Here is a 21,846-nt window from a genome sequence, read left to right on the forward strand (position 1 = left end):
ATAGATTGGAAAATATTATGACTGCACAAAAAATGACTGCACAAGAAATCATTGCCTTTATCGGTAATGCTGTGAAGAAGACAACTGTTAAAGTAACTTTTGAAGGTGAATTGGCTGGTCCTGTTCCTGCTGAAGTGACAAAGCTTGGCAATGTCCTCTTCGGTGACTGGAAGGATGTCGAGCCACTCTTGGCAAACTTGACTGAAAATGTAGACTATGTGGTTGAGCAAGACGGCCGCAATTCGGCTGTACCTTTGCTGGACAAGCGTAATATCAATGCCCGTATCGAGCCAGGTGCCATTATCCGTGACCAAGTGACAATCGGTGATAATGCCGTTATCATGATGGGTGCGGTGATCAATATCGGTGCGGAAATCGGCCCAGGTACCATGATTGACATGGGTGCTATCCTAGGTGGTCGTGCGACGGTTGGTAAAAACAGTCATATCGGTGCAGGTGCGGTTCTTGCAGGTGTTATCGAGCCAGCTTCGGCTGAGCCAGTGCGTGTTGGTGACAATGTTTTGGTCGGTGCCAATGCCGTTGTTATCGAGGGCGTACAAATCGGTAGTGGCTCTGTTGTCGCAGCGGGTGCAATTGTGACCCAAGACGTCCCTGAAAATGTTGTGGTGGCAGGTGTGCCAGCCCGCATCATCAAGGAAATCGACGCTCAAACCCAACAAAAAACAGCCTTGGAAGAGGCTTTGCGGACACTCTAAGAGGTAGCTATGCTAGATTTAATCGCGATACGCCGAGCCCTCCACCAGATTCCAGAGCTGGGCATGGAGGAGTTCAAGACCCACGCCTTTCTTATGGATACCATTGAGAACTTGCTGGAAGATTGCTCTTTTGCCCAGTTTCGTACATGGAAGACAGGTATCCTGGTCTATCTGACAGGTTCTGCTCCTGAAAAGACCATCGGCTGGCGGGCAGATATTGACGGCCTGCCGATCGTGGAGGAAACGGGCCTGGACTTCAAGTCCCTCCACCCAGACCGGATGCACGCTTGCGGACATGATTTCCACATGACCATTGCCTTGGGGCTTTTGGAGAAAATGGCAGAGCAGCAACCGAAAAATAATCTTCTCTTCTTGTTTCAGCCTGCGGAGGAAAATCTAGCAGGTGGCATGCTTATGTATGAAGCGGGTGTTTTTGGGGATTGGTTGCCAGATGAATTTTATGGGCTCCATGTCCGACCAGACCTGAAAGTCGGTCAAATGGCCACCAACCGTGAGACCCTCTTTGCTGGGACCTGTGAAGTCAAGATACGGTTTACAGGAAAGGGGGGCCACGCAGCATTTCCCCATACCGCCAATGACGCTTTGGTTGCAGCCAGCTACTTTGTGACCCAGGTTCAGTCAGTGGTCAGTCGAAATGTCGACCCAATCGAGGGAGCTGTGGTGACCTTCGGCTCCATGCACGCGGGCACGACAAACAATGTCATTGCTGAAACAGCCTTTTTGCACGGGACCATTCGGGCCTTGACCCAGAGCATGAGCCTCTTGGTGCAAAAGCGAGTGCGGGAAGTAGCAGAGGGAATTGCCTTGTCCTTTGGAGTGGACTTGGAGATCGAGCTCAATCCAAGCGGCTATCTGCCTGTGGAGAACAATCCCCAGCTGGCTGACGAGCTCATGACCTACTTTGACGGCGTTGATGGTGTGGAGATGATTGATTGTCCACCTGCCATGACGGGAGAGGACTTCGGCTACCTGCTTAACAAGGTTCCGGGTGTTATGTTCTGGTTGGGTGTGGATACGCCTTATCCCCTTCACAATCCACGTCTCAGTCCCAAAGAGGAAGTGCTTCCCTTTGCTGTGGATAAGTTGAGTGATTTTTTGAAAATGAAAGCAAACTAGACTGGGGTTTCCAGTCTTTTTCTGAAAAGAAAGGAGTTCCTGTGGATAAAAAAGAAATTCGGCAAGAGGTCTTGCGGAGATTGAAAGCCCTGACTAGTAGCCAGCGAGCAAGATGGAGTCAGCAACTAACAGAAAGGCTCCTTTCATCTGACACCTATAAGTGCTCAAAGTCGCTTGGGACCTACCTTTCCATGCCCCATGAGTTTGACACTTCTTACCTGATTGAGCAGGTTCAAAAGGACGGCAAGCAGATTTTCATCCCTAAGACCTATTCACAAGGGCGTATGGATTTTGTAGAATATAATCCTGATGATTTGGTGAAATCTAGGTTTGGAGTTTGGGAACCTGGGACTTATTCACAACCTGTGGATAAGTCTGTGGTTAAGTTGATCCATGTTCCTGGTTTAGCTTGGAATCAAGCGGGTTTTCGAGTGGGTTATGGAGGCGGTTTTTATGATCGCTACCTAGCAGATTATCAGGGGGAGACGGTATCGACCTTGGCAGACTTTCAAGTCTATGATTTTGAACCAGATGTATTTGATATTCCAGTAAAGGAGTTGTTGATTTTTGAAGAACTTTTTTGATAAGCGCTATCCTGTGACCAATGCCTTGTTGGCAGTCACGGCTCTTGTTTTTCTTTTGATACAAGTGTTTCGATTTGGGCAGACCACTACAGCCTATACGATTTTTGAATTCGGTGGAATGTACGGTCAGGTGGTGCGTTATGACCCGACTCAGTTGTGGCGCTTGATTTCTCCTATCTTTGTCCACATTGGTTGGGAGCATTTCTTGTTTAACAGCTTCACTCTCTATGCCTTGGGATATCAGTTAGAGCCTTTATTTGGCAGTCGGAGGTTTTTCTTGCTCTACCTTCTTTCGGGAATCATGGGAAATGTCTTTGTTTACTTCTTTACTCCTGGAGTTGTTGGTGCAGGCGCCTCCACTTCCTTATTTGGATTGTTTGCTGCTATGGCCTTCTTACGTTATTACAGTAGAAGTGCCTATCTTCAGCTCCTGGGGCAGCGTTATACAGCTTTGCTCATGATCAACCTAGCCTTGGGGCTCTTTAATCCAGCTATTAGTATGGCAGGTCATATTGGTGGGGCTATCGGTGGCTGTTTGGCAGTGGTTTGTCTGCCGCCAAGACTGGAAAAACAAACCTTTACTGCCCAGCAGACAGGATGGGCCCTTGTGGGCTATCTACTTTTGTTTTTTGGTCTCTTATTTGTAGGATTTTTGTTTTAAAAGGATCGTTTCAGTCGGTCTTTTTTTGTGGATTGCCCAGAGCATACAAATAATTGCTTTTTTACAGAAAAGGCTGTATAGTGAATGGAGAAGCTAGAACAGCCTTGTGGATAAGTACTTCGAGGAGTCAAGGCTCTAGCCAATAGGACATGGGAGGGTCTGACTTGGGATATTTTTTGTTGGCACTTGTATCTTTTCTTGCTTATCTGGGAAGCGAGGGACACTGGTATGGTTACCGCAGAAAAGTAAGAAGTGGTGAATTGAGAGACCGTGGAGATTTGTTTTATACACAGGCTAGCCGATTCACTCCTTCAGCTCCAATTAGTTTGTTAGAAATCTATAGGCAGTTGCCAGAGGAAGAGTGCAGGAGATGGGGCATCAGCTGTCAGTTGAAAGAGCAAGAGCTGATTTTTCAATTGCATCCGCTACTTGGCTACCACCGCATGGATTTTAAGATAGAAGCGCGCTTGGTCCAGTCGCCTCTGTCGGGTTGCTTGCTGTATTACATTAGCCATTGGCAGGAGCGTCATCCTGAATTGGCTTTGGAGCAGTGTAATCGTCTGTTGACAATGCTTGAAGAAGCCTTATTGTTGTTGGATTCTCGTTTGGAAATACATTAAGAAAGGACAGGTTATTTCCCTGCTTAGCTCAGGGGAATAGCCTGTCCTTGTTTTCTTATTGGTTTGATTATTCTGCGTCTTGGAGTTGTTGAGCGAGCTCAATGATGTAGTCTTTGACATCATCTTTGACCTGTGGATGGGTCAATGCGTAGTCAATCGAAGTTTTCATGAAGCCAAATTTATCTCCGACATCATAACGTTTGCCAGTAAATTCACGAGCAAATACGCGCTGTGTCTTGTTGAGGGTATCAATGGCATCTGTCAACTGGATTTCATTGCCGGCACCTGGTTCTTGATTTTCCAAGATATCAAAGATTTCAGGTGTCAAAAGGTAGCGACCAATAATGGCAAGGTCAGATGGTGCATCTTCTGGTTTTGGTTTTTCTACAAAGGTTTCAACACTGTAAAGGCCGTTGACTCCTTCACCATGAGGTGCGATGACACCATATGATGAAACTTCTTCATGTGGAACGGGCATCACTGCGATGGTAGAAGCATGTGTTGCTTCATAGTCTTCAATCAGCTGTCTGGTGATTGGCTTAACAGACTCATCGGTGATATCCATGAGGTCATCGCCTAGCATCACGACAAAAGGTTCATTTCCAACAAAGGCTTTGGCTTGCAAGACAGCATCTCCCAATCCTTTTGGATAGCTTTGGCGAATGAAGTGAAGGCGAATGGCAGTTGCATCATCCACCAGTTTCAAGAGGTCATTTTTTCCTTTTTCACGTAGGTTATGTTCCAATTCAAAGTTTGAGTCGAAATGGTCTTCGATGGAACGCTTTGATTTATTGGTTACGACCAAGATATCTTCGATACCAGAACGAAGGGCTTCTTCAAAGATGAATTGGAGGGTTGGCTTGTCAACGATTGGCAACATCTCTTTGGCAAGGGCTTTAGTTGCTGGAAGGAAACGTGTTCCCAAACCTGCTGCAGGGATAACGGCTTTTCTAACTTTTTTTGTCATGATGGATTCTCCTTATTCTTTATGACCATTCGTTTTCCTGGCGGAATTCACCAGACATGATTTCTTGGATAGCATCTTGGATACTTGCCCCTTGGTAAATCACGCTGTAGATGGCCTGGGTAATAGGCATGTAAACACCCAATTCTTGTGCCAATTCGTAGGCTGCTTTGGTAGTGGAAATCCCTTCGATAACCATGCCCATATTGGCTTCGATGTCTTCGAGTTTCTCTCCTTTGCCAAGCAAATCGCCGGCTCGCCAGTTACGAGAGTGTACAGAAGTGCCTGTAACAATCAAGTCGCCGACGCCAGATAGACCGCTGTAAGTCAAGGGATTGGCCCCCATGGCTACACCGAGTCGGGTAATTTCTGTCAATCCACGAGCAATGATAGCTGCCTTGGCATTGTCGCCAAATCCGAGTCCGTGAAGGGCACCTGCACCAACTGCGATGATGTTTTTCAAAGCACCCGCTGTTTCCACACCGATGACATCATTGTTGGTGTAGAGGCGGAAGTAGCGGTTGCTAAAGAGATTTTGGACGTAGGTTGCAGTTTCCAAATCTTTCGATGCAGCAGAAATCAAGGTTAAATCGCGGACAATGGTTTCTTCTGCATGGCTTGGTCCTGAAACCACAACGATTTCTGATCGGAGTTCAGCAGGAATCTCTTCTTCCAAGACCTCTGACAAGCGCTTGTGACTATCAGGTTCCAGACCTTTAGAAGCGTGCATCACAACGACCTTGTGCTTGAGAGCTTGGGCCACTTGCTTGGCAACCAGACGGGTCACCTTGGTCGGTACAACGAAGAGAACGGCATCCACACCGTCTAAGGTTTCTGCCAAATCCTTGTAGCCTTTAATCTTCTCGTCTAGGACGATATCTTTGAAATACCGTTTATTGGTATGCTGTTCATTGATTTCGTCAATTTGTTCAGGAATGTTTCCCCAAATACGGACCTGATGGCCGTTGTCATTGAGTACCTGTGCGAGGGCTGTTCCCCAAGAGCCAGGCCCTAGGACAGCGATGGTTTGTTGACTCATATGCTTCCCCTGTAATAATATTTTCTCCATTATACCATAGATGTTTTTTTTTGGAAAATGGCAGAGCAGAAACTTGACAATAGTTCTCCAGGGAACTATAATAGTTCTCATGCTAATAAAATGATTGGGAAGGATCTATCATGGGACATACCATTGCAGATTTTCGGAATCTATTAAATCAGATTGAACAAATCAGTGAAACCATTGCCAAGGAATACGATGTGGAACACCTGGCAGGTCCACAGGGCTGGGCCTTGCTTTTCATAGCAGAACGGTCGGATATTGAAACCTTTGTCAAAGACATCGAGACCGAACTTCGCATTTCCAAATCCGTGACCAGCAACCTGGTCAAGCGAATGGAGAAAAACGGCTTTATTCAGGTTTTGCCATCTCAGGTTGACAGACGCTACAAGCAGGTGGTCTTGACAGAGAAAGGTCAGAGCAAGATTTGTCACCTAAAAGCCTTTCATGAGGAAATGCACCGCTCGCTTTTTCAGGGGATTCAGAAGGAAGAATTTCAACTGATTAAGCAGGTTGCCGATCAATTAAAAGAAAACATTCGAAATTATAAGGAGAATGACCATGTTTAAACAAGCAATTCTACGCTATAAATGGTATGCCTTGGCTTGTATCACCTTGACATCGATTGTCGTTATTACGACCCTCTTGCAGCCCAACTACTTAAAGGATGTCTTGGCAGCGGTCTTGGCTAATGACAAGGAAGAGATTGTCCGTGTGGGCCAGTTGCTCTTGGTGATTGCGGGGATTGGTCTTTTGGCTGGTCTGGCTAATACCATTGCTGCAGCGAAAATTTCACAAGGGGTATCTGCGGATATTCGTGAGCAAACCTTTCGCAAGATTCAGAGCTTTTCTTATGCTAACGTTGAAGAATTCAATGCGGGGAACTTGGTCGTTCGGATGACCAACGATGTGACCCAGATTCAAAACTTGACCATGATGCTCTTTACCATCTTGCTACGGGTTCCCCTCCTCTTTATCGGAGCCTTCATCATGGCGGTACGGACCATGCCAGAACTCTGGTGGATGATTATTCTCATGGTGGTCTTAATCATGGTCATCATGGCGGTTGTCATGGGGCAAATGGGGCCTCGTTTTGGGAAATTCCAGTCCCTCATGGACAAGATGAACAGCATTGCCAAGGAGAACCTGCGTGGGATCCGGGTGGTCAAGTCCTTTGTGCAGGAGAAAAACCAGTACAAGAAATTTAAGGATGTATCCAATGAACTCTTGGACCTCAACCTTTTCATCGGCTACGGTTTCTCTATCTTGCAACCTCTGATGATGTTTATTTCCTACATGGCGATTTTTGCATCGCTCTACTTGGTATCTGGTATGCTGGAAACCAATATGGAGGCAGTTGGTGGCTTTACTTCCTTTATGAGTTACCTCATGCAAATTATGTTTGCTATTATTATGGCTAGCTTTATGGGGATGCAGGCTTCTCGTGCAGCGATTTCCATTAAGCGTATCAGTGAGGTCTTGAATACAGAACCAGCGATGACCTTCAAGGATGTGGCAGATGAAGACCTGACAGGTCGGATTGTCTTTGATAATGTTAGCTTTACCTATCCGCATGATACCGAACCAACTTTGAAAAATATCTCCTTTGAGATTGAGCCTGGTCAAATGGTTGGTGTGGTTGGTGCAACGGGTGCGGGTAAATCTACCCTTGCCCAGCTGATTCCGCGTTTGTTTGATCCACAGGAAGGAACAGTATCTATTGGTGGTCGGGACTTGAAAGAAGTCAGCAAGAACACCCTGCGTGACACGGTATCGATTGTCTTGCAAAAAGCTATTCTCTTCTCGGGGACCATTGCGGACAATTTGCGTCAAGGGGCACCTGGTGCTGATTTGCAACGCTTGGAGCGGGCCGCAGGTATTGCCCAAGCCAAAGAATTTATCGACCGCTTGGATGATACCTATGAGAGTCAAGTAGAAGAACGTGGAAATAACTTCTCTGGTGGTCAAAAGCAGCGGATGTCAATTGCTCGTGGGGTGATCGGAGAGCCTAAGGTCTTGGTCTTGGATGACTCGACCTCAGCCCTGGATGCCAAGTCTGAGAAGTTGGTCCAAGAAGCCCTCAACCATGACTTGAAGGGGACAACGACGGTCATCGTTGCCCAGAAGATTTCTTCTGTTGTCAAAGCTGATAAGATCTTGGTTCTTGATGAAGGTCGCTTGATTGGTCAAGGCACTCACGCTGAGCTGGTAGCGACAAATGACGTCTACCGCGAAATCTACGAAACACAGAAAGGGAAGGAAGAATAAATGAAAACTTTACGTTTTTTCTGGTTTTATTTTAAACGCTATAAGCTGTCCTTTGCTGTGATTTTTCTAGCCATTGTGACGGCGACTTATTTGCAGGTTCAGACGCCTGTTTTCCTGGGTAATGCGATTGCAGAGATGGGGAAAATTGGTCAGGATTATTTTGCTTCGATGCAAATGGGTCAGTCAGATTTCAAGCCTGACCTAGCTGATTTTAATGGGGTTATGCTCAATCTCTTTTTGGCCTATGTGGCGACGGTGGTGTCGACCCTGATTTATACCCTGCTCTTTACACGCATCGTTGCTCATTCAACCAACCGGATGCGAAAAGGTCTGTTTGGTAAGTTGGAACGCTTGACAGTTGCCTTCTTTGACAGCCACAAGGATGGGGATATTCTTTCTCGTTTTACCAGTGATTTGGACAATATCCAAAATGCTTTTAACCAGTCCTTGACTCAGGTAGTGACCAATATCGCTCTTTACATCGGTATGGTTATCATGATGTTCCGTCAGGATGCTCGCTTGGCTTTGGTAACTGTGGCATCCACGCCAGTTGCCTTGATTGCCCTAGTGATTATCATTCGCCTGTCACGGAAATATACTGACAAGCAACAGGCTGCCGTGTCTAAACTCAATGCCTACATGGATGAGAAGATTTCGGGACAAAAAGCGATTATTGTACAGGGTGTGCAGGAAGAGACTATTGATGGTTTCTTGGAGCTCAATGAAGAAGTTCGTCGCACAACTTTCAAGGGCCGTCTGTTTGGTGGGATTCTCTTTCCATTTATGAACGGAATGAGCTTGGTTAATACTGCCATTGTTATCTTTGCAGGCTCCAGCATTGTACTAAATGATAACTCGCTGGAAACAGCTGCCGCACTTGGTCTGGTCGTGACTTTTGTTCAGTATTCGCAACAGTATTACCAGCCTATCATGCAGATTGCATCTAGCTGGGCAGAATTGCAGTTGGCTTTCACAGGTGCTCATCGTATTCAGGAAATGTTTGATGAGCCTGAGGAAGTCCGCCCTCAAAACGCTCCGCTATTTACCGAATTAAAAGAAGGTGTTGAAATCAAGGACATCGACTTTGGCTACCTGCCAGGTCAAAAGGTCTTGGACAAGGTGTCTATTTCGGCTCCTAAGGGCAAAATGGTGGCGGTCGTTGGTCCGACGGGATCTGGTAAGACTACCATTATGAACTTGATCAACCGCTTCTACGATGTCAATGGTGGTAGCGTGGCCTTTGACGGTCGCGATATTCGGGAATATGATTTGGATAGTCTACGGGATAAGGTCGGTATTGTCTTGCAGGAGTCGGTGCTCTTCTCTGGTACTATTGCGGACAATATCCGCTTTGGCGATGAGAGTATTTCGCAAGAAATGGTGGAAACCGCAGCTCGTGCCACCCATATTCATGACTTTATCATGAGCTTGCCAGAGGGATATGAAACCTTTGTGACCGATGATGAGAATGTCTTCTCGACAGGTCAGAAACAGCTGATTTCTATTGCCCGTACGCTCTTGACAGATCCACAGGTCTTGATTTTGGACGAAGCAACGTCTAACGTTGATACCGTAACGGAAGCCAAAATTCAAAAGGCTATGGAGGCCATTATCGCAGGACGGACCAGCTTCGTCATTGCCCACCGCCTCAAAACCATTCTCAACGCGGATGAAATCATCGTCCTCAAAGACGGAAAAGTTATCGAACAAGGCAACCACAGCCAGCTCCTTAAACAGGGCGGCTTCTATGCCGAACTCTACCACAATCAGTTTGTGTTTGAATAGTAAAAAATAACAGCCAAGATAAGCAGGCCACAATCCTTAAACTTTTAGGATGTGGTTTATCTTGGCTGTTTTTGTAGTATCATTACTGTTCAAGATGGTTGGTTTTGGTCTGATTGAGCCAAGCATAAGCAATTCCAATAAAGAGGCCGGCTCCAAGCCAATTTCCAAAGAAAACAACAATCCACTGACGAAGAATATTTACGATGGTAAAGGTATCTACATTAGTACGAGCAGCATTAAAGGCTAAGAGCATGAATGATGCGAAATTAGCAACTAAGTGTTCGTTGATAAGGAAAACAAACATAAAAATAGCAGATACAATAACAAAGAATTTGGCGGATTGTTCCTTGAGTAGCATATACCCAAGGATAGCCATATTCACAAACATATTGGCAGTAATTCCCTCAAAGAAGTTACTCCAGTCGGATTTTCCTAGTTTGATGGTGACAGCGTTGACAACAAAACTTTCGTTAGATAAGTTAAGGTAGGAGAAGGACTGATTGAAAAGCCAAGCCAGAATGGTAGCACCTACAAAGTTGAAGAAGGTGCAGTAAAGTAACATCAGCGTTACTTTTTTCCAAGTAATTTGCTTATAATAGGCACCAGTCGTTAGATACATCATATTAGATGTAGCTAATTCGCCACCAAAAATAAGAACAAAAATCAGTCCGATAGCAAAGATAAAGGTAAAAACAAAACGCGATAGACTTGGGAATTGACTGGAGATGACATCAGCTCCAATAATACCAACAGCTGTTGACATGGTCAAATAAGCTCCGGCATACATGGAGCGTAAGGCGTAACGGCTTAGACTTTCATCAAAAAGGGATTCTTTTTTTGAAACTGCAACCGAAATTTTTTCTTGAAATGGGGACATGGGGCCTCCTTGTGACATAATCATCAAAAATTTATTGAAAAATATAGTGGAAAGGGAGCCCCTTCCCACTAGTTTTTATTTGTTAGTGAGCAGATGCACCAGAATTGGCATCTGTCGGTGTGGAAGCTGTAGGGGTACTACCTGTATCTGAAGCGCCAGAGGTTGCATCAACATGGGTAGGAGATGCGGTGTTTCCTGCACCCCCCACCAAGCGTTGTCCAGTGGTTTCAAGATACCAATCTAACCATGGCTTAAAATTAAAGATAATTTCATTGATGCCAGCGTAGGACCCGTCAGGATAGTACATAGCTTGGTAGTTATGAGTATTGATAATTTCAGGTGGTGTGCCTGGGACGATTGTTCGAACGTACTCTTGGTTACCATTACGTAAGGTTCCAACAACCCATTCGACATTCTTCATGCGGGCAGGAGGTAGCGTACCGTGGACAGTTGACAGGCGATTTCCTACTTGAGCAAGTACCCGTTTACCCAACATGGTTTCAGGTTCTTGGTGACTATTGTTGTAGTAGAGGAACTGGTTATTATCATCTGCATAGGTCAATTCAAATGGCATCGCATTGAGGAACATATTGAGTTGGTTAACGGTCAACAGACCATTGTCCAGCTTAACATAGGTGTCTCCCTCAACTGCGTTAACCAATTTAGAAGCCTTTTCTAGCCAATCTGGGTCATCTGGGTCCACACCTGTGATGGTCGTTGCGATTGGATGGGTACAGTCTAAATCTTCGGGTGCAATTGGCTTGGGTTGTTTCAATTTAGATACAACGCCGACATACTTGATAAAGTTGTCTAGACAGCTTTCCAAGAATTTCACAGTCCCTTCATTGATAATGTTCCCTTTATCATCAAAAGCTTCTTTCGCTTTACCAAGGAGGAATTCATTACCTGGTAACGTGTAGGCATTGACACCTGGAGCGTCCAAAATTTTTCTCAAGTGTACTTGAGCACGAGACGTTCCTTGGTCGTAGTAAGAAGCCCCGATAATCATAACTGGTTTATTTTCAAATGGATGTAAATTGAAACTGAGCCACTCTAGAGTACTCTTAAGAGCAGGTGTGATGGTGTGGTTGTGCTCAGGTGTAGCAATGATGACACCATCAGCACGTGTGATTTTGTTGTAAAGGTATTGGATCGCAAAGCTATTAGACTGGTCTTCGTCCTGATTGAACATTGGGACATCTTTGATTTCCAAAAGTTCTAATTCAAATTTTACTTTAAAGTGGCGTTGAATAAATTGCAATAGCATGCGGTTATAAGATTGGTCTGCATTAGACCCGACGATTCCGACAAATTTCATGATTGTTCTCCTCTCTTACAAGTTTTCCCAGTCAAAGTTTTCAGCTTCTTTTTGAAGTAACTCTTTGGCGCTAGACAGTTTACTTGTCATCTTGACAAAGAGACGGAAGTCATCAAAGATGGCATCCAGTTTTTGACTGATTTCTAAATCAATGAGCTCACCGTTTGTATCAAAGGCTTTCATGGAATTAGATAGTAAGAACTCATCTGGTAAAACAGTAGCTTTGAGTTCAGGAGCATTGAGAATTTGGCGTAGTTGCAATTGAGCACGGGAAGAACCGAGCGTTCCGTATGAGGCACCTGTAATCATAACCGGCTTGTTAAGCAAAGGGTAGACTCCATATGATACCCAAGCTAGTGCATTCATAAGAACAGCGGGGATCGAGTGGTCATACTCAGGTGTACCGATGATGACACCATCAGCACTTTCAATCTTTGCAACTAATTCTTTAACACTTTCTGGCAGTTCACGATTAGCCGGTTTATTGAAGACTGGAAGGTCCTTGATTTCAACCAATTCAATATCTGCCTTGTCAGCAAAATGCTGTTTGATGTACTGCAAGAGTTTGCGGTTGGTTGAGCGAGCGGAGTTGGTTCCGACAAGTCCTAGAAGTTTCATAGCATCTTCTCTCTTTTCTAAATGTAATATCCTTATCATACCAGTTTACAGGGTGGAAAGCAAGCGCTTTCCTGAAATATACAGAAAATGTTCAAAAAATCACGAACTCTTTTGGTATAATAGTATTATGAAAAAAATTGTTTATCTAGTAGCTGGTTTTGTTAGTCTTGCTATTGGCATGATTGGGATTGTTCTACCTATAATTCCAACAACGCCTCTTTTACTTTTGGCTGGATTTTGTTTTGCTAGAAGCTCTAAAAATTTTGAAAAATGGCTACGCAATACAAAAATTTATCAATTTTACGTAGCGGATTATGCTGAAACCAAAGCCATTTCCCGTAAACGGAAAAAACAAATTATCTGGCAAATCTACATACTCATGGGGATTTCCATTTGGTTGGCTCCTGTACTATTTGTCAAAATTGGACTTGGCTTGCTGACAGTCTTTATTACTTACTATCTGTTTTGGGTTATACCAGAGAAATAGATCCAGACTTGCGGACGAAATCATCGTTCTCAAAGACGGAAAAGTCATCGAGCAAGGCAACCACAGCCAGCTTCTTAAACTTAACGGCTTCTACGCCGAACTCTACCACAACCAGTTTGTGTTTGAATAGGGAAGATAGAAAAGGTCTGAAAACCAGATGAGCTGGTTTTCAGACCTTTTCTTGTTGTATCTAAATTGTTCTTGAATATGATAACCTCGGCAGAGTCAATGCCGTATTCGGGTCAGGCCATAGACGACCTGCTTCTGGGTGTGGAAGTACCTCACTTGTGAATGTAGGTTCTTAGCGGAAAGCTTATTCGCAAAGGGTGTAGAAACTATCTAAATCATAAACGAACAATCCGCTGACACTTATCGGCAATATATGGATCATGTGTGACGATAATTACTGTTTTTCCACTATTATTCATTTCTATGAGAAATTGCAGGATTAAGTCCCTATTTTCCTGATCTAATGATCCCGTTGGCTCATCTGCCAAGATAAGATTGCTTGGTTTGAGTAGAGCACGAGCGATAGCAATTCGCTGTTGTTCTCCTCCAGACAGCTCGGAAATTTTTTGTTTTAGCGTGTTTGCTAGTCCGATTTTTTCTAGTATATTTTTTATGGACTCTTCCTTTTCCTTTTTTGATAATCTGGTATATTTTAATGCCATCAGGAGATTATACTCGACGCTTTCGTTCTCAATTAGAGCAAAATTTTGGAATAGATAGGAAATTTGTTCCCGAATTATTTTTTGAGATGTCCTAGTGTTTACAGGTACGTTTGAATGACCAAATAGGAGGTAATTTCCTTCGTATTCACCGTCAAGCAAGCCAATGATGTTTAGTAATGTTGTTTTTCCGCTACCACTTTTTCCAACAATTGCGACTAGTTCACCTTGTTCAATGTTGAGGGAAAAATCATGTAGGATATGTTTTTGACCAATCTTTTTAAAGATATGTTCTAAATGAATCATAGGTTCTCTCCTTTCAAGTATTGTACAAGATTTTTTTGCTCCATGCGCAGTGATGTAAATAGGAAAATACCCCCATCAGCAATGGCAAATAGTAAAAAAAGTGCAAGAGGAAATAGTGACTTACCAGCTATCAAAATAACTGGAAGAGGTAGCAAATATAGTAGAGTTAGTCCGATTAGAATAGGTTTGTAGCGGTCAAAAAGTGACCATCCTAAAAATTTCATAGTGATGATATGAGATTTTCTCCAAAGAAACATACTTTTTACAATAAAATAGGAAACAACAATGCTCAGTAAGCAGATAATCGCAAACAGGGTGACGAAGTTACGACTAGCGTCTCGGAAACTATCTACACGTCCTTGTTGAATAGATTTTATTGACGAGAACTTGAAATAGCTATCATCAGGTAATTTCTGAAGAATTTGTTCGATTTTTTGTTGATGTTGAGGGGAATTTGCAATTTTGATTGGGCTACTTAGTCCAGTATTTGATAGATGTGCTTTATCTTCCCACGACATATCATTGTCATTGACCAGGCTAATCATTGGATTAGTGAAATTGTTGGATAAGGTTTCATTGTATGGGAAGAATGTCCAGTCGCCGTCATAATAAATGTATTCAACATCTACCTCGCTGACTGTTTTTGCCACTTGTTCTTCATATTTCAGTGACAGAAAACCAATCAATTTTGCTAGATTTTTGTTAGACTCTTCATTCTCTTTCATTGATGCTGGAAAGAGTACAGTCAATTGTTTACTTGTATGTGGAATCGGAAATCCTATACTTTCTAGATAGGTTTTGTTGGCGTATAGAACAGGGATGTCATTAGCCAATGTTGAATGTTCAAATTCTTTAAGATGTGAGAAATTGCCAGGGTTTATGATACTAGAACGAATATAGTAAGTTGGAAGATTTTCTGTCAAATTCTTATATAAGGAGTAATAATATTGATGAGCTTTGTCGGAACCAGACAGGCTATCTTGCCAGAGTTGATTTCCTGATTTTACGGTTTCGAGTGTTAGGAAATCTCCCTGTTTTTCCCATTGTTCTTGATAGTTCAATTCTTGGTGTTCCTCATAAATGCTATTTCCGACACCAATCATCAATATAGTGATAAGAAGTGTGAGACAGCATTTGAAGAAATTATTGATATAGAATCCTGTTTTGAAGGAAACAAATCCTTTTATGATAGATGCGGCATTAATGCGTTGGATAATTGTGATGACTAAAATGTTGATGAGTAGATAGACTTGAAGGAGGATAAAATGCGCTAACAGCATCATAGTTGTAAAACCTTGAGGCATGTAGTCAAAAAACAGAAACGATAAACTATTTAGAATGATACTACCGATTCCTATGATTAGTATATTTTGTTTTACATAGCGATAGAAAATCTCTAAGTTACTGTATCCAAGTATTTTTTCAACGCCGATATGTTTGATATCTAAAATTGGTTGGTAAACAGAAGTTAATGAAAGGAGTAAAAATGCGATACAGCAGATGAGTGCTACTAGTAGCAAGTCTCTGTTTATTAATTCTACTGCTGTTTCAAAGGTTGGAGTCAATAGTGTAGAAGAATCAATATTGAAAAAATGACTTAATTCCTGTACGATTTCAGTGTCGTTTATGGATTTTGTTGATGTGACGGTATACTGACCATTTAGTGTATGGGATGTATCTTGAAAATAGTTTTTTAAAGTGATGAGCCGTATCGTCTTGGCCTGCAAAAATGTTGGGATATGCCCTAGTTTGTCGGAGGATTGTATATTTGTATAAGATCCACTTCCGTCTTCGTTAAAAGTAAGTTGCTGGATTCCAAAATCTTTATAAGGAAAGGTCTCATGAGAAAAAACACCTGCTTTTATTACCTCGGTGTTGCTATCTGTTTTGACAATTGAAACGTTGTATTTATCAGCAATTTTTTCAAAAAAATGCAGTAAATCCTGTGAAGGAACGGCACTATCGCGTAAATAAAATTGAAATGAATAGTCAGTCGTTCCTAATTCACGTATGCGATTGATTTCCTTTGTATAGTGTAGATTTACAACGATAAAACTGACACAACACAGAAGTAGAATCATACAGAAATGGTTTAGCCTTTTCATCTGAACACCTCCTTATAAACGTTTTCCGACCAGCACACCAATAGAGCTGGTCGGAAACTAACTATCTTTTTGAATTTGACTATCAGTCATTTAGCAATTGATGAGTAACAGTTGTTCCCGATTACCCTACTATCAAACATTTCTGAGCATGGTAATCGTTTTTCTCTTAATTTCATGGTCTGTGGAAAACTAATTTCAGTGCATATCAAAAACCATAGAAATATTCCATGCCAGTTGGTGGGATTTTGGTAATAGATGCTTTTGCCCAAATACCTGCGCCTTGGCGTTGACGGTTTTCATGTTGCCCATTTTTTACAGTAGCGGTATGAGAACGTGTTGGATGATGGTAGTTGGAATACCCGTAGGTTCCTGTCCATCCAACTCCATAATGCCATTCACCACCATCGACAAAATCTGCAAAGGCGACTGTGGATACCATTAAACTACAAGCAATTCTCAAGGCAAAACCTAATTTAGCAAACTTTTTCATGATAATTTTCCTTAGTTTCCAGTCATTTTCCTCCTTTCCAGAGTGGTGAGATGGTGGTATCTTATTTATTTGTTGATAATTGGTAACGACCATGACCACTAGCCACCGCCTAGGAGGTGTGGAACCATGAGGATTGCTAGGTAAGCTAAAAGCAAGAGATAGTTTTTCCAAGTTTTCATAAGAGGACCTCCTATCATTTTGTTTGTTTTTATTTACTATTATGGTATCATGTAGTAAATGTGATTGATGAAAACGTAAACATTTCTCACAGTTTTAGGAGGTTATGATGAGGTGGGATTTTGGAACAGTCTTAAAAGAGATTCGCAAATCAAAAGGGCTTAGCCAGCAGGAAGTTTGTGGGAAGGCTTTGTCACGGACAACCCTATCAAAAATTGAAAACAACAAAGAATACCCGACCATTGCTCACTTTTCCCATATTCTTCGTCAGTTGGATATGACCTTTGCAGAGTTTGACTATATCTGCCATGCCTATCAGCCTTCGGAGCGTTCTTCTATCATCCATCGCTTTGAAAATCTGAGAGGACAATTTTTTTCTGAATCAGACTGTCAGGATTTTTTGTACCAAGTAGAGCAGTATTTGAAGAGGCAAGAAGATATACGGGTTCAGCGGATAGAACAGCAACTACGCTTAATCTTATCTATTTATCAAACAGGAGATAGGGAGCGTACCAGACAGTTGGGACAAGCACTCTGGAAGGAATTGGAGAAGTCAGATACTTGGTATTTAGCTGATTTTCGTAAGTTGGGGTTGGTACTTCCTATCATTCCTGTATCTCATTTGAAAGGCTTTGTGGATAAAATCTTGCTTTCCTTGGACAAGTATAAGGACTTCAGAGATGTACAGGTTAGTCAGTTTGCTTTTCTCTATAATCTATCGACCGTTTTGCTGAAAAATGGGGAGTATCAACTTTGTGTTTCAGTAATGGAGAGAGTTTACACCATGGCTCAGGAAAGTATGCGGATTGATTATGTAGGCATGGCCAATGTCCGTATGGGCATCTTTCAGCAGGATAGAGGGATGGTGGACCAGGGGCTTGCTATTCTTCGAGCCGCAGACTTGCTAGAGATGGTTGAACAGTTGGAGCAAGAAGTCGAGGAGTATTGGGAGATTTTTGGCTCGGAAGAGGTTTGAACTGCTTGAGCTAGTTTATATTTGTAGCACCTGTAGGTCAGGTGTTTTTTTGCTGAAAATCGCAGCCTTTGATGAATTAGTGTATAATAGACCTATGAAAAGACTGAGCGTTCGAGTTGAATTATTTCCCCTAAAAAAAGAAGAAATCCTTGCCTACTTAGATGACAAGGGGATTTTGGTAAATGCCTATTTCAAGACCTACCTAGCTCATCCAACTTATCAAGAAGTGGTGGAGAAACAGAAGTGTTTAGTTGAGATTGTCAGTCTAGCTGATATGGGATTTGATCGGGAAGCAACTGCTCCTCAGATAGAGGAGAGAGCCGTGGAGATTGGTTATCAATTACCACCAGCTCATCTGGGAGTTTATCTTCGGCTGGCCTTGTTGAAACAGGAAGTTAGTCAAGATAATATTCTGTCCCAAGGAAAATCACCAGACGGAGCCATTTGCCTGCTATCGCCTCAGTTGGAAGAAGAATTCGCCTTCCCTCGCAGTGTCTATCTCCGTAAGGTTGACCAAGACTTGTGGCTACGTGCAGCCCGCTTTGATGACGAGTACGCCTTTCCCTTAACAACACTTTTTGCATTTGTGACGAAAAATGCGAATGAATAAAAAGAAGAAAATGATGTAAGGAGTTCTTATGAAAATCCGTGGATTCGAACTGGTCAGCCAGTTTACTGATGAAAATTTATTGCCAAAACGTGAGACAGCCCACGCAGCAGGTTACGACTTGAAAGCTGCGGAGACGGTCAGCTTGGAGCCAGGTGAGATTAAGCTGGTTCCAACGGGTGTCAAGGCCTATATGCAGGCCAATGAGGTCCTCTATCTCTACGACCGTTCGTCTAACCCTCGCAAGAAGGGATTGGTCCTGATTAACTCGGTTGGGGTTATCGACGGCGATTACTATGGCAATCCAGCTAATGAAGGTCATATCTTTGCTCAGATGCGAAACATCACAGAGGAAACTGTCGTGGTGGAAGCCGGCGAGCGGATCGTACAGGCTGTTTTCGCACCCTTCCTCTTGGCTGACGGCGACCAGGCTGACGGTGTTCGGACGGGCGGATTTGGCTCGACGGGGAAATAGGAGGAAATCATCATCGCTAAGAAAAAAACAACCTTTGTCTGTCAATCCTGCGAGTACCACTCCCCCAAGTATCTGGGCCGTTGCCCTAACTGTGGCTCCTGGTCTAGCTTTATCGAGGAAGTGGAAGTCGCTGAAGTCAAGAACGAGCGGGTCAGTCTGACAGGTGAGAAGACCCGTCCCATGAAACTCAATGAAGTTTCCTCCATTCAAGTGGCTCGTACTAAGACCAACATGGAAGAGTTCAACCGCGTCCTCGGTGGCGGTGTGGTGCCAGGAAGTCTGGTCCTGATCGGAGGCGATCCAGGGATTGGCAAATCCACCCTGCTTTTACAGGTATCTACCCAGCTTTCTACTATTGGCACGGTCCTCTATGTGTCGGGGGAAGAATCTGCCCAGCAGATTAAGTTGCGGGCGGAGCGTTTGGGCGACATCGATAGCGAGTTCTATCTCTATGCGGAGACCAATATGCAGAGCATTCGGACCGAGATTGAGAAGATTCAGCCAGATTTCCTGATTATCGACTCTATCCAGACCATTATGAGCCCTGACATCTCCAGCGTGCAAGGCTCTGTCAGTCAGGTCCGTGAAGTAACCAATGAACTCATGCAGATTGCCAAGACCAACAACATCGCAACATTCATCGTCGGCCACATGACCAAGGAAGGAACCCTGGCTGGACCGCGGACCTTGGAGCATATGGTGGATACTGTTCTCTATTTTGAGGGCGAGCGACAGCACACCTTTCGTATCTTGCGGGCGGTCAAAAACCGCTTTGGCTCCACCAACGAAATCGGCATTTTTGAGATGCAGTCGCAGGGTTTGGTCGAAGTCCTCAATCCGAGCGAGGTCTTTCTAGAAGAGCGTCTGGACGGGGCGACTGGCTCTGCGATTGTCGTGACCATGGAGGGCACCCGCCCTATCCTTGCCGAAGTGCAGGCCCTGGTGACGCCGACCATGTTTGGCAATGCCAAGCGGACCACTACAGGCTTGGATTTCAACCGTGCCAGCTTGATTATGGCGGTTTTGGAAAAACGGGCAGGCCTGCTCCTCCAAAACCAAGATGCCTACCTTAAGTCAGCAGGCGGTGTCAAACTGGATGAGCCAGCTATTGACCTAGCGGTCGCAGTTGCCCTTGCCTCCAGTTACAAGGATAAGCCAACCAACCCACAAGAGTGCTTTATAGGCGAAATCGGTCTGACAGGTGAAATCCGCCGCGTCAATCGGATTGAACAACGGATTAACGAGGCCGCCAAATTGGGCTTTACCAAGGTCTATGCCCCCAAAAATTCCCTGACAGGTATCAAGGTCCCCAAGGAAATCACGGTTATCGGCGTGACTACCATTGGCGAAGTCTTGCAGAAAGTGTTCAACTGATGAAATCATTCGGGAGTGACAGCTAGTCGCTCCTCTTTTTGCGACAAATGGTCGGGAATGTGATACGCTAGGTCTAACCTATTTCTGAAAATTTCAGAAATTCTCATCAGACAAGGAGGTCCTATGTCTTATTTTCAAAACTTTATGAAGGCCAACAAGGCCTATGTTGACCTGCATGGTGATTACCATTTGCCTCTTCGTCCAAAGACCAAGGTGGCTATCGTGACCTGTATGGACTCACGGCTTCACGTGGCGCAGGCCTTGGGCTTGGCTCTGGGTGATGCCCACATTTTGCGGAATGCAGGCGGGCGCGTGACGGAGGACATGATTCGCTCGCTAGTCATTTCCCAGCAGCAGCTCGGAACAAGGGAAATCGTGGTGCTCCACCATACAGACTGCGGTGCCCAGACCTTTACCAATGAGGACTTTGCAATCCAACTCAAACGGGATTTGGGAGTGGATGTGGCTGGTCAGGACTTTCTTCCTTTTACAGACATTGAAGAAAGCGTGCGGGAGGATATTGCTCTCTTGAAACAATCTCCGCTCATACCTGACGACGTTGAAATTTTTGGTGCGGTTTATGATGTGGATACGGGTCGTATGACAGAAGTTCGATAGTAAAACTGGGGAAAACCAGTTTTTTTATGAAGCAAAATACTTCGCTAAAAAATCCTTGACAAAGATTGGTAGATGGTTTAAAATTGTGTTATAACAATAATACAAAAAGTGAGGACCTCTTATGTCAGACAACCGTATGAAATACACAATTGATAGCAATATGCAATTTCCTTTGGTTGAAATTGCTTTGGAAGCGGGCGAGTCTGCTTACATCCAACAGGGAAGCATGGTTTACCATACACCGAGCGTGACCTTAAATACTAAGCTCAACGCCCGTGGTGGTTCAGGACTTGGTAAGTTGATGGGAGCCATCGGTCGTTCCATGGTATCGGGTGAGTCCATGTTCCTTACCCAAGCCATTTCAAATGGGAATGATGGCAAAATCGCTCTGGCTCCATCTGTGCCCGGTCAAGTTATTGCCCTTGAACTAGGTGCCAAACAGTACCGTCTTAATGACGGAGCCTTCCTGGCTTTGGATGGTTCTGCCCAGTATAAAATGGAGCGTCAAAGTGTTGGCCGTGCCTTCTTTGGTGGCCAAGGTGGACTCTTTGTCATGACAACAGAGGGTGAGGGTACTCTTTTGGCCAATGCCTTTGGTTCCATCAAGAAAATTGAGCTAACAGGTGGAAGCATTACCATTGATAATGCTCATGTCGTTGCATGGAGCCGTGACCTCAATTATGATATTCATCTAGAAAACGGCTTCCTTCAGTCTATTGGTACTGGTGAAGGGATTGTCAATACCTTCTCAGGCTATGGGGAAATCTATGTGCAAAGCTTGAATATTGAAACATTTGCCCAAGTCATCGGCAGCCATATTGTCACAGGTGGCGATGGCGGTGGTGGAAGTACATCACTTCTTGATGCGATTTTCTAAGATGGAACCAGCTTCGGCTGGTTTTTTTACTTATCTTTCGTCACCACTTACCAGGCATTTTTTACCACTTACTAAAAA

Annotated in this window: 23 protein-coding genes; 15 read left to right on the forward strand and 8 right to left on the reverse strand. The window is 43.9% G+C overall.

Translation table 11 applies throughout. From position 1 onward, the window contains the following. The first annotated feature begins 17 nt into the window (after window positions 1-17). The 5 genes from dapD (at window position 18) to JNG37_RS04380 (ending at window position 3,718) form a co-directional block, all read left to right on the forward strand. Window positions 18-716: a 2,3,4,5-tetrahydropyridine-2,6-dicarboxylate N-acetyltransferase gene (dapD, locus tag JNG37_RS04360; protein ID WP_024376132.1), complete on the forward strand. Its 699-nt coding sequence runs from the start codon at window positions 18-20 to the stop codon at window positions 714-716. Window positions 717-725: 9 nt separating this feature from the next. Beyond that, entirely contained in the window at window positions 726-1,853 is a 1,128-nt protein-coding gene (locus tag JNG37_RS04365; protein ID WP_158456352.1) for an N-acetyldiaminopimelate deacetylase, read from the forward strand. A 41-nt stretch (window positions 1,854-1,894) separates the two neighbouring features. Beyond that, complete coding sequence (locus JNG37_RS04370) at window positions 1,895-2,437, forward strand: 5-formyltetrahydrofolate cyclo-ligase (RefSeq protein ID WP_158456354.1); 543 nt, start codon at window positions 1,895-1,897, stop codon at window positions 2,435-2,437. Then, window positions 2,421-3,098 carry a rhomboid family intramembrane serine protease gene (locus JNG37_RS04375; RefSeq protein WP_158456356.1) on the forward strand — a complete coding sequence of 226 codons (678 nt, stop codon included), beginning with the start codon at window positions 2,421-2,423 and terminating at the stop codon, window positions 3,096-3,098. Before JNG37_RS04370 ends, JNG37_RS04375 begins: the two co-directional genes overlap by 17 nt. 164 nt (window positions 3,099-3,262) lie before the next feature. Beyond that, window positions 3,263-3,718, forward strand: coding sequence for a hypothetical protein (locus tag JNG37_RS04380; protein WP_158456358.1), 456 nt, complete (start codon window positions 3,263-3,265; stop codon window positions 3,716-3,718). Window positions 3,719-3,785: 67 nt separating this feature from the next. Here JNG37_RS04380 and galU read toward each other — a convergent pair whose 3' ends face one another. Beyond that, a complete protein-coding gene (gene galU, locus JNG37_RS04385) occupies window positions 3,786-4,685 on the reverse strand; it encodes a UTP--glucose-1-phosphate uridylyltransferase GalU (protein WP_158456360.1) in 900 nt (299 codons plus the stop codon). Between the two features lie 19 nt (window positions 4,686-4,704). Then, window positions 4,705-5,721, reverse strand: coding sequence for an NAD(P)H-dependent glycerol-3-phosphate dehydrogenase (locus JNG37_RS04390; protein WP_158456362.1), 1,017 nt, complete (start codon window positions 5,719-5,721; stop codon window positions 4,705-4,707). Window positions 5,722-5,861: 140 nt separating this feature from the next. Here JNG37_RS04390 and JNG37_RS04395 point away from each other — a divergent pair, with 140 nt between their 5' ends. Genes JNG37_RS04395 through JNG37_RS04405 form a run of 3 tightly spaced genes read left to right on the forward strand, consistent with a single transcriptional unit; the run spans window position 5,862 to window position 9,795 of the window. Beyond that, entirely contained in the window at window positions 5,862-6,311 is a 450-nt protein-coding gene (locus JNG37_RS04395) for a MarR family winged helix-turn-helix transcriptional regulator (protein ID WP_158456364.1), read from the forward strand. Continuing rightward, on the forward strand, window positions 6,304-8,010 hold the full coding sequence (locus JNG37_RS04400; protein ID WP_158456366.1) for an ABC transporter ATP-binding protein: 1,707 nt from the start codon (window positions 6,304-6,306) through the stop codon (window positions 8,008-8,010). The genes JNG37_RS04395 and JNG37_RS04400 overlap by 8 nt, the downstream gene beginning before the upstream one ends. Further along, on the forward strand, window positions 8,011-9,795 hold the full coding sequence (locus JNG37_RS04405) for an ABC transporter ATP-binding protein (protein WP_158456368.1): 1,785 nt from the start codon (window positions 8,011-8,013) through the stop codon (window positions 9,793-9,795). Window positions 9,796-9,877: 82 nt separating this feature from the next. On the opposite strand, the gene JNG37_RS04410 is transcribed toward JNG37_RS04405, so the two are convergent. The 3 genes from JNG37_RS04410 to JNG37_RS04420 all read right to left on the reverse strand — a co-directional run bounded on the left by JNG37_RS04410 (window position 9,878) and on the right by JNG37_RS04420 (window position 12,608). Beyond that, window positions 9,878-10,672, reverse strand: coding sequence for a formate/nitrite transporter family protein (locus JNG37_RS04410; protein ID WP_105134312.1), 795 nt, complete (start codon window positions 10,670-10,672; stop codon window positions 9,878-9,880). An 82-nt stretch (window positions 10,673-10,754) separates the two neighbouring features. Then, entirely contained in the window at window positions 10,755-11,990 is a 1,236-nt protein-coding gene (locus tag JNG37_RS04415) for an NAD(P)H-dependent oxidoreductase (protein ID WP_158456370.1), read from the reverse strand. Between the two features lie 15 nt (window positions 11,991-12,005). Further along, complete coding sequence (locus JNG37_RS04420) at window positions 12,006-12,608, reverse strand: NADPH-dependent FMN reductase (RefSeq protein ID WP_158456372.1); 603 nt, start codon at window positions 12,606-12,608, stop codon at window positions 12,006-12,008. Between the two features lie 127 nt (window positions 12,609-12,735). Between JNG37_RS04420 and JNG37_RS04425 the strand changes: the two genes are divergently transcribed. Continuing rightward, entirely contained in the window at window positions 12,736-13,095 is a 360-nt protein-coding gene (locus JNG37_RS04425; RefSeq protein WP_024384177.1) for a YbaN family protein, read from the forward strand. 344 nt (window positions 13,096-13,439) lie between these two features. On the opposite strand, the gene JNG37_RS04430 is transcribed toward JNG37_RS04425, so the two are convergent. The 3 genes from JNG37_RS04430 to JNG37_RS04440 all read right to left on the reverse strand — a co-directional run bounded on the left by JNG37_RS04430 (window position 13,440) and on the right by JNG37_RS04440 (window position 16,664). Beyond that, entirely contained in the window at window positions 13,440-14,069 is a 630-nt protein-coding gene (locus JNG37_RS04430) for an ABC transporter ATP-binding protein (protein WP_014638747.1), read from the reverse strand. Then, a complete protein-coding gene (locus JNG37_RS04435) occupies window positions 14,066-16,174 on the reverse strand; it encodes an amino acid ABC transporter permease (RefSeq protein WP_158456374.1) in 2,109 nt (702 codons plus the stop codon). Before JNG37_RS04435 ends, JNG37_RS04430 begins: the two co-directional genes overlap by 4 nt. Before the next feature lie 205 nt (window positions 16,175-16,379). Next, complete coding sequence (locus JNG37_RS04440; protein ID WP_158456376.1) at window positions 16,380-16,664, reverse strand: lactococcin 972 family bacteriocin; 285 nt, start codon at window positions 16,662-16,664, stop codon at window positions 16,380-16,382. 283 nt (window positions 16,665-16,947) lie between these two features. On the opposite strand from JNG37_RS04440, the gene JNG37_RS04445 reads away from it, so the two are divergent. The 6 genes from JNG37_RS04445 to JNG37_RS04470 all read left to right on the forward strand — a co-directional run bounded on the left by JNG37_RS04445 (window position 16,948) and on the right by JNG37_RS04470 (window position 21,768). Continuing rightward, window positions 16,948-17,817: a helix-turn-helix domain-containing protein gene (locus JNG37_RS04445; protein ID WP_228381826.1), complete on the forward strand. Its 870-nt coding sequence runs from the start codon at window positions 16,948-16,950 to the stop codon at window positions 17,815-17,817. Between the two features lie 94 nt (window positions 17,818-17,911). Next, window positions 17,912-18,427: a hypothetical protein gene (locus JNG37_RS04450; protein WP_158456378.1), complete on the forward strand. Its 516-nt coding sequence runs from the start codon at window positions 17,912-17,914 to the stop codon at window positions 18,425-18,427. 28 nt (window positions 18,428-18,455) lie between these two features. Continuing rightward, the gene (locus JNG37_RS04455) at window positions 18,456-18,899 is read left to right on the forward strand and encodes a dUTP diphosphatase (RefSeq protein WP_002939955.1); all 444 of its coding nucleotides are present in this window, start codon (window positions 18,456-18,458) and stop codon (window positions 18,897-18,899) included. Between the two features lie 6 nt (window positions 18,900-18,905). Beyond that, window positions 18,906-20,273 carry a DNA repair protein RadA gene (gene radA, locus JNG37_RS04460; protein WP_158456380.1) on the forward strand — a complete coding sequence of 456 codons (1,368 nt, stop codon included), beginning with the start codon at window positions 18,906-18,908 and terminating at the stop codon, window positions 20,271-20,273. A gap of 123 nt (window positions 20,274-20,396) precedes the next feature. Then, window positions 20,397-20,891 carry a beta-class carbonic anhydrase gene (locus JNG37_RS04465; protein WP_158456382.1) on the forward strand — a complete coding sequence of 165 codons (495 nt, stop codon included), beginning with the start codon at window positions 20,397-20,399 and terminating at the stop codon, window positions 20,889-20,891. Between the two features lie 121 nt (window positions 20,892-21,012). Then, complete coding sequence (locus JNG37_RS04470) at window positions 21,013-21,768, forward strand: TIGR00266 family protein (protein WP_125265875.1); 756 nt, start codon at window positions 21,013-21,015, stop codon at window positions 21,766-21,768. Window positions 21,769-21,846 lie beyond the last annotated feature (78 nt).

It is taken from the genome of Streptococcus suis (assembly GCF_016775005.1).
Taxonomy (GTDB): Bacteria; Bacillota; Bacilli; order Lactobacillales; family Streptococcaceae; genus Streptococcus; species Streptococcus suivaginalis.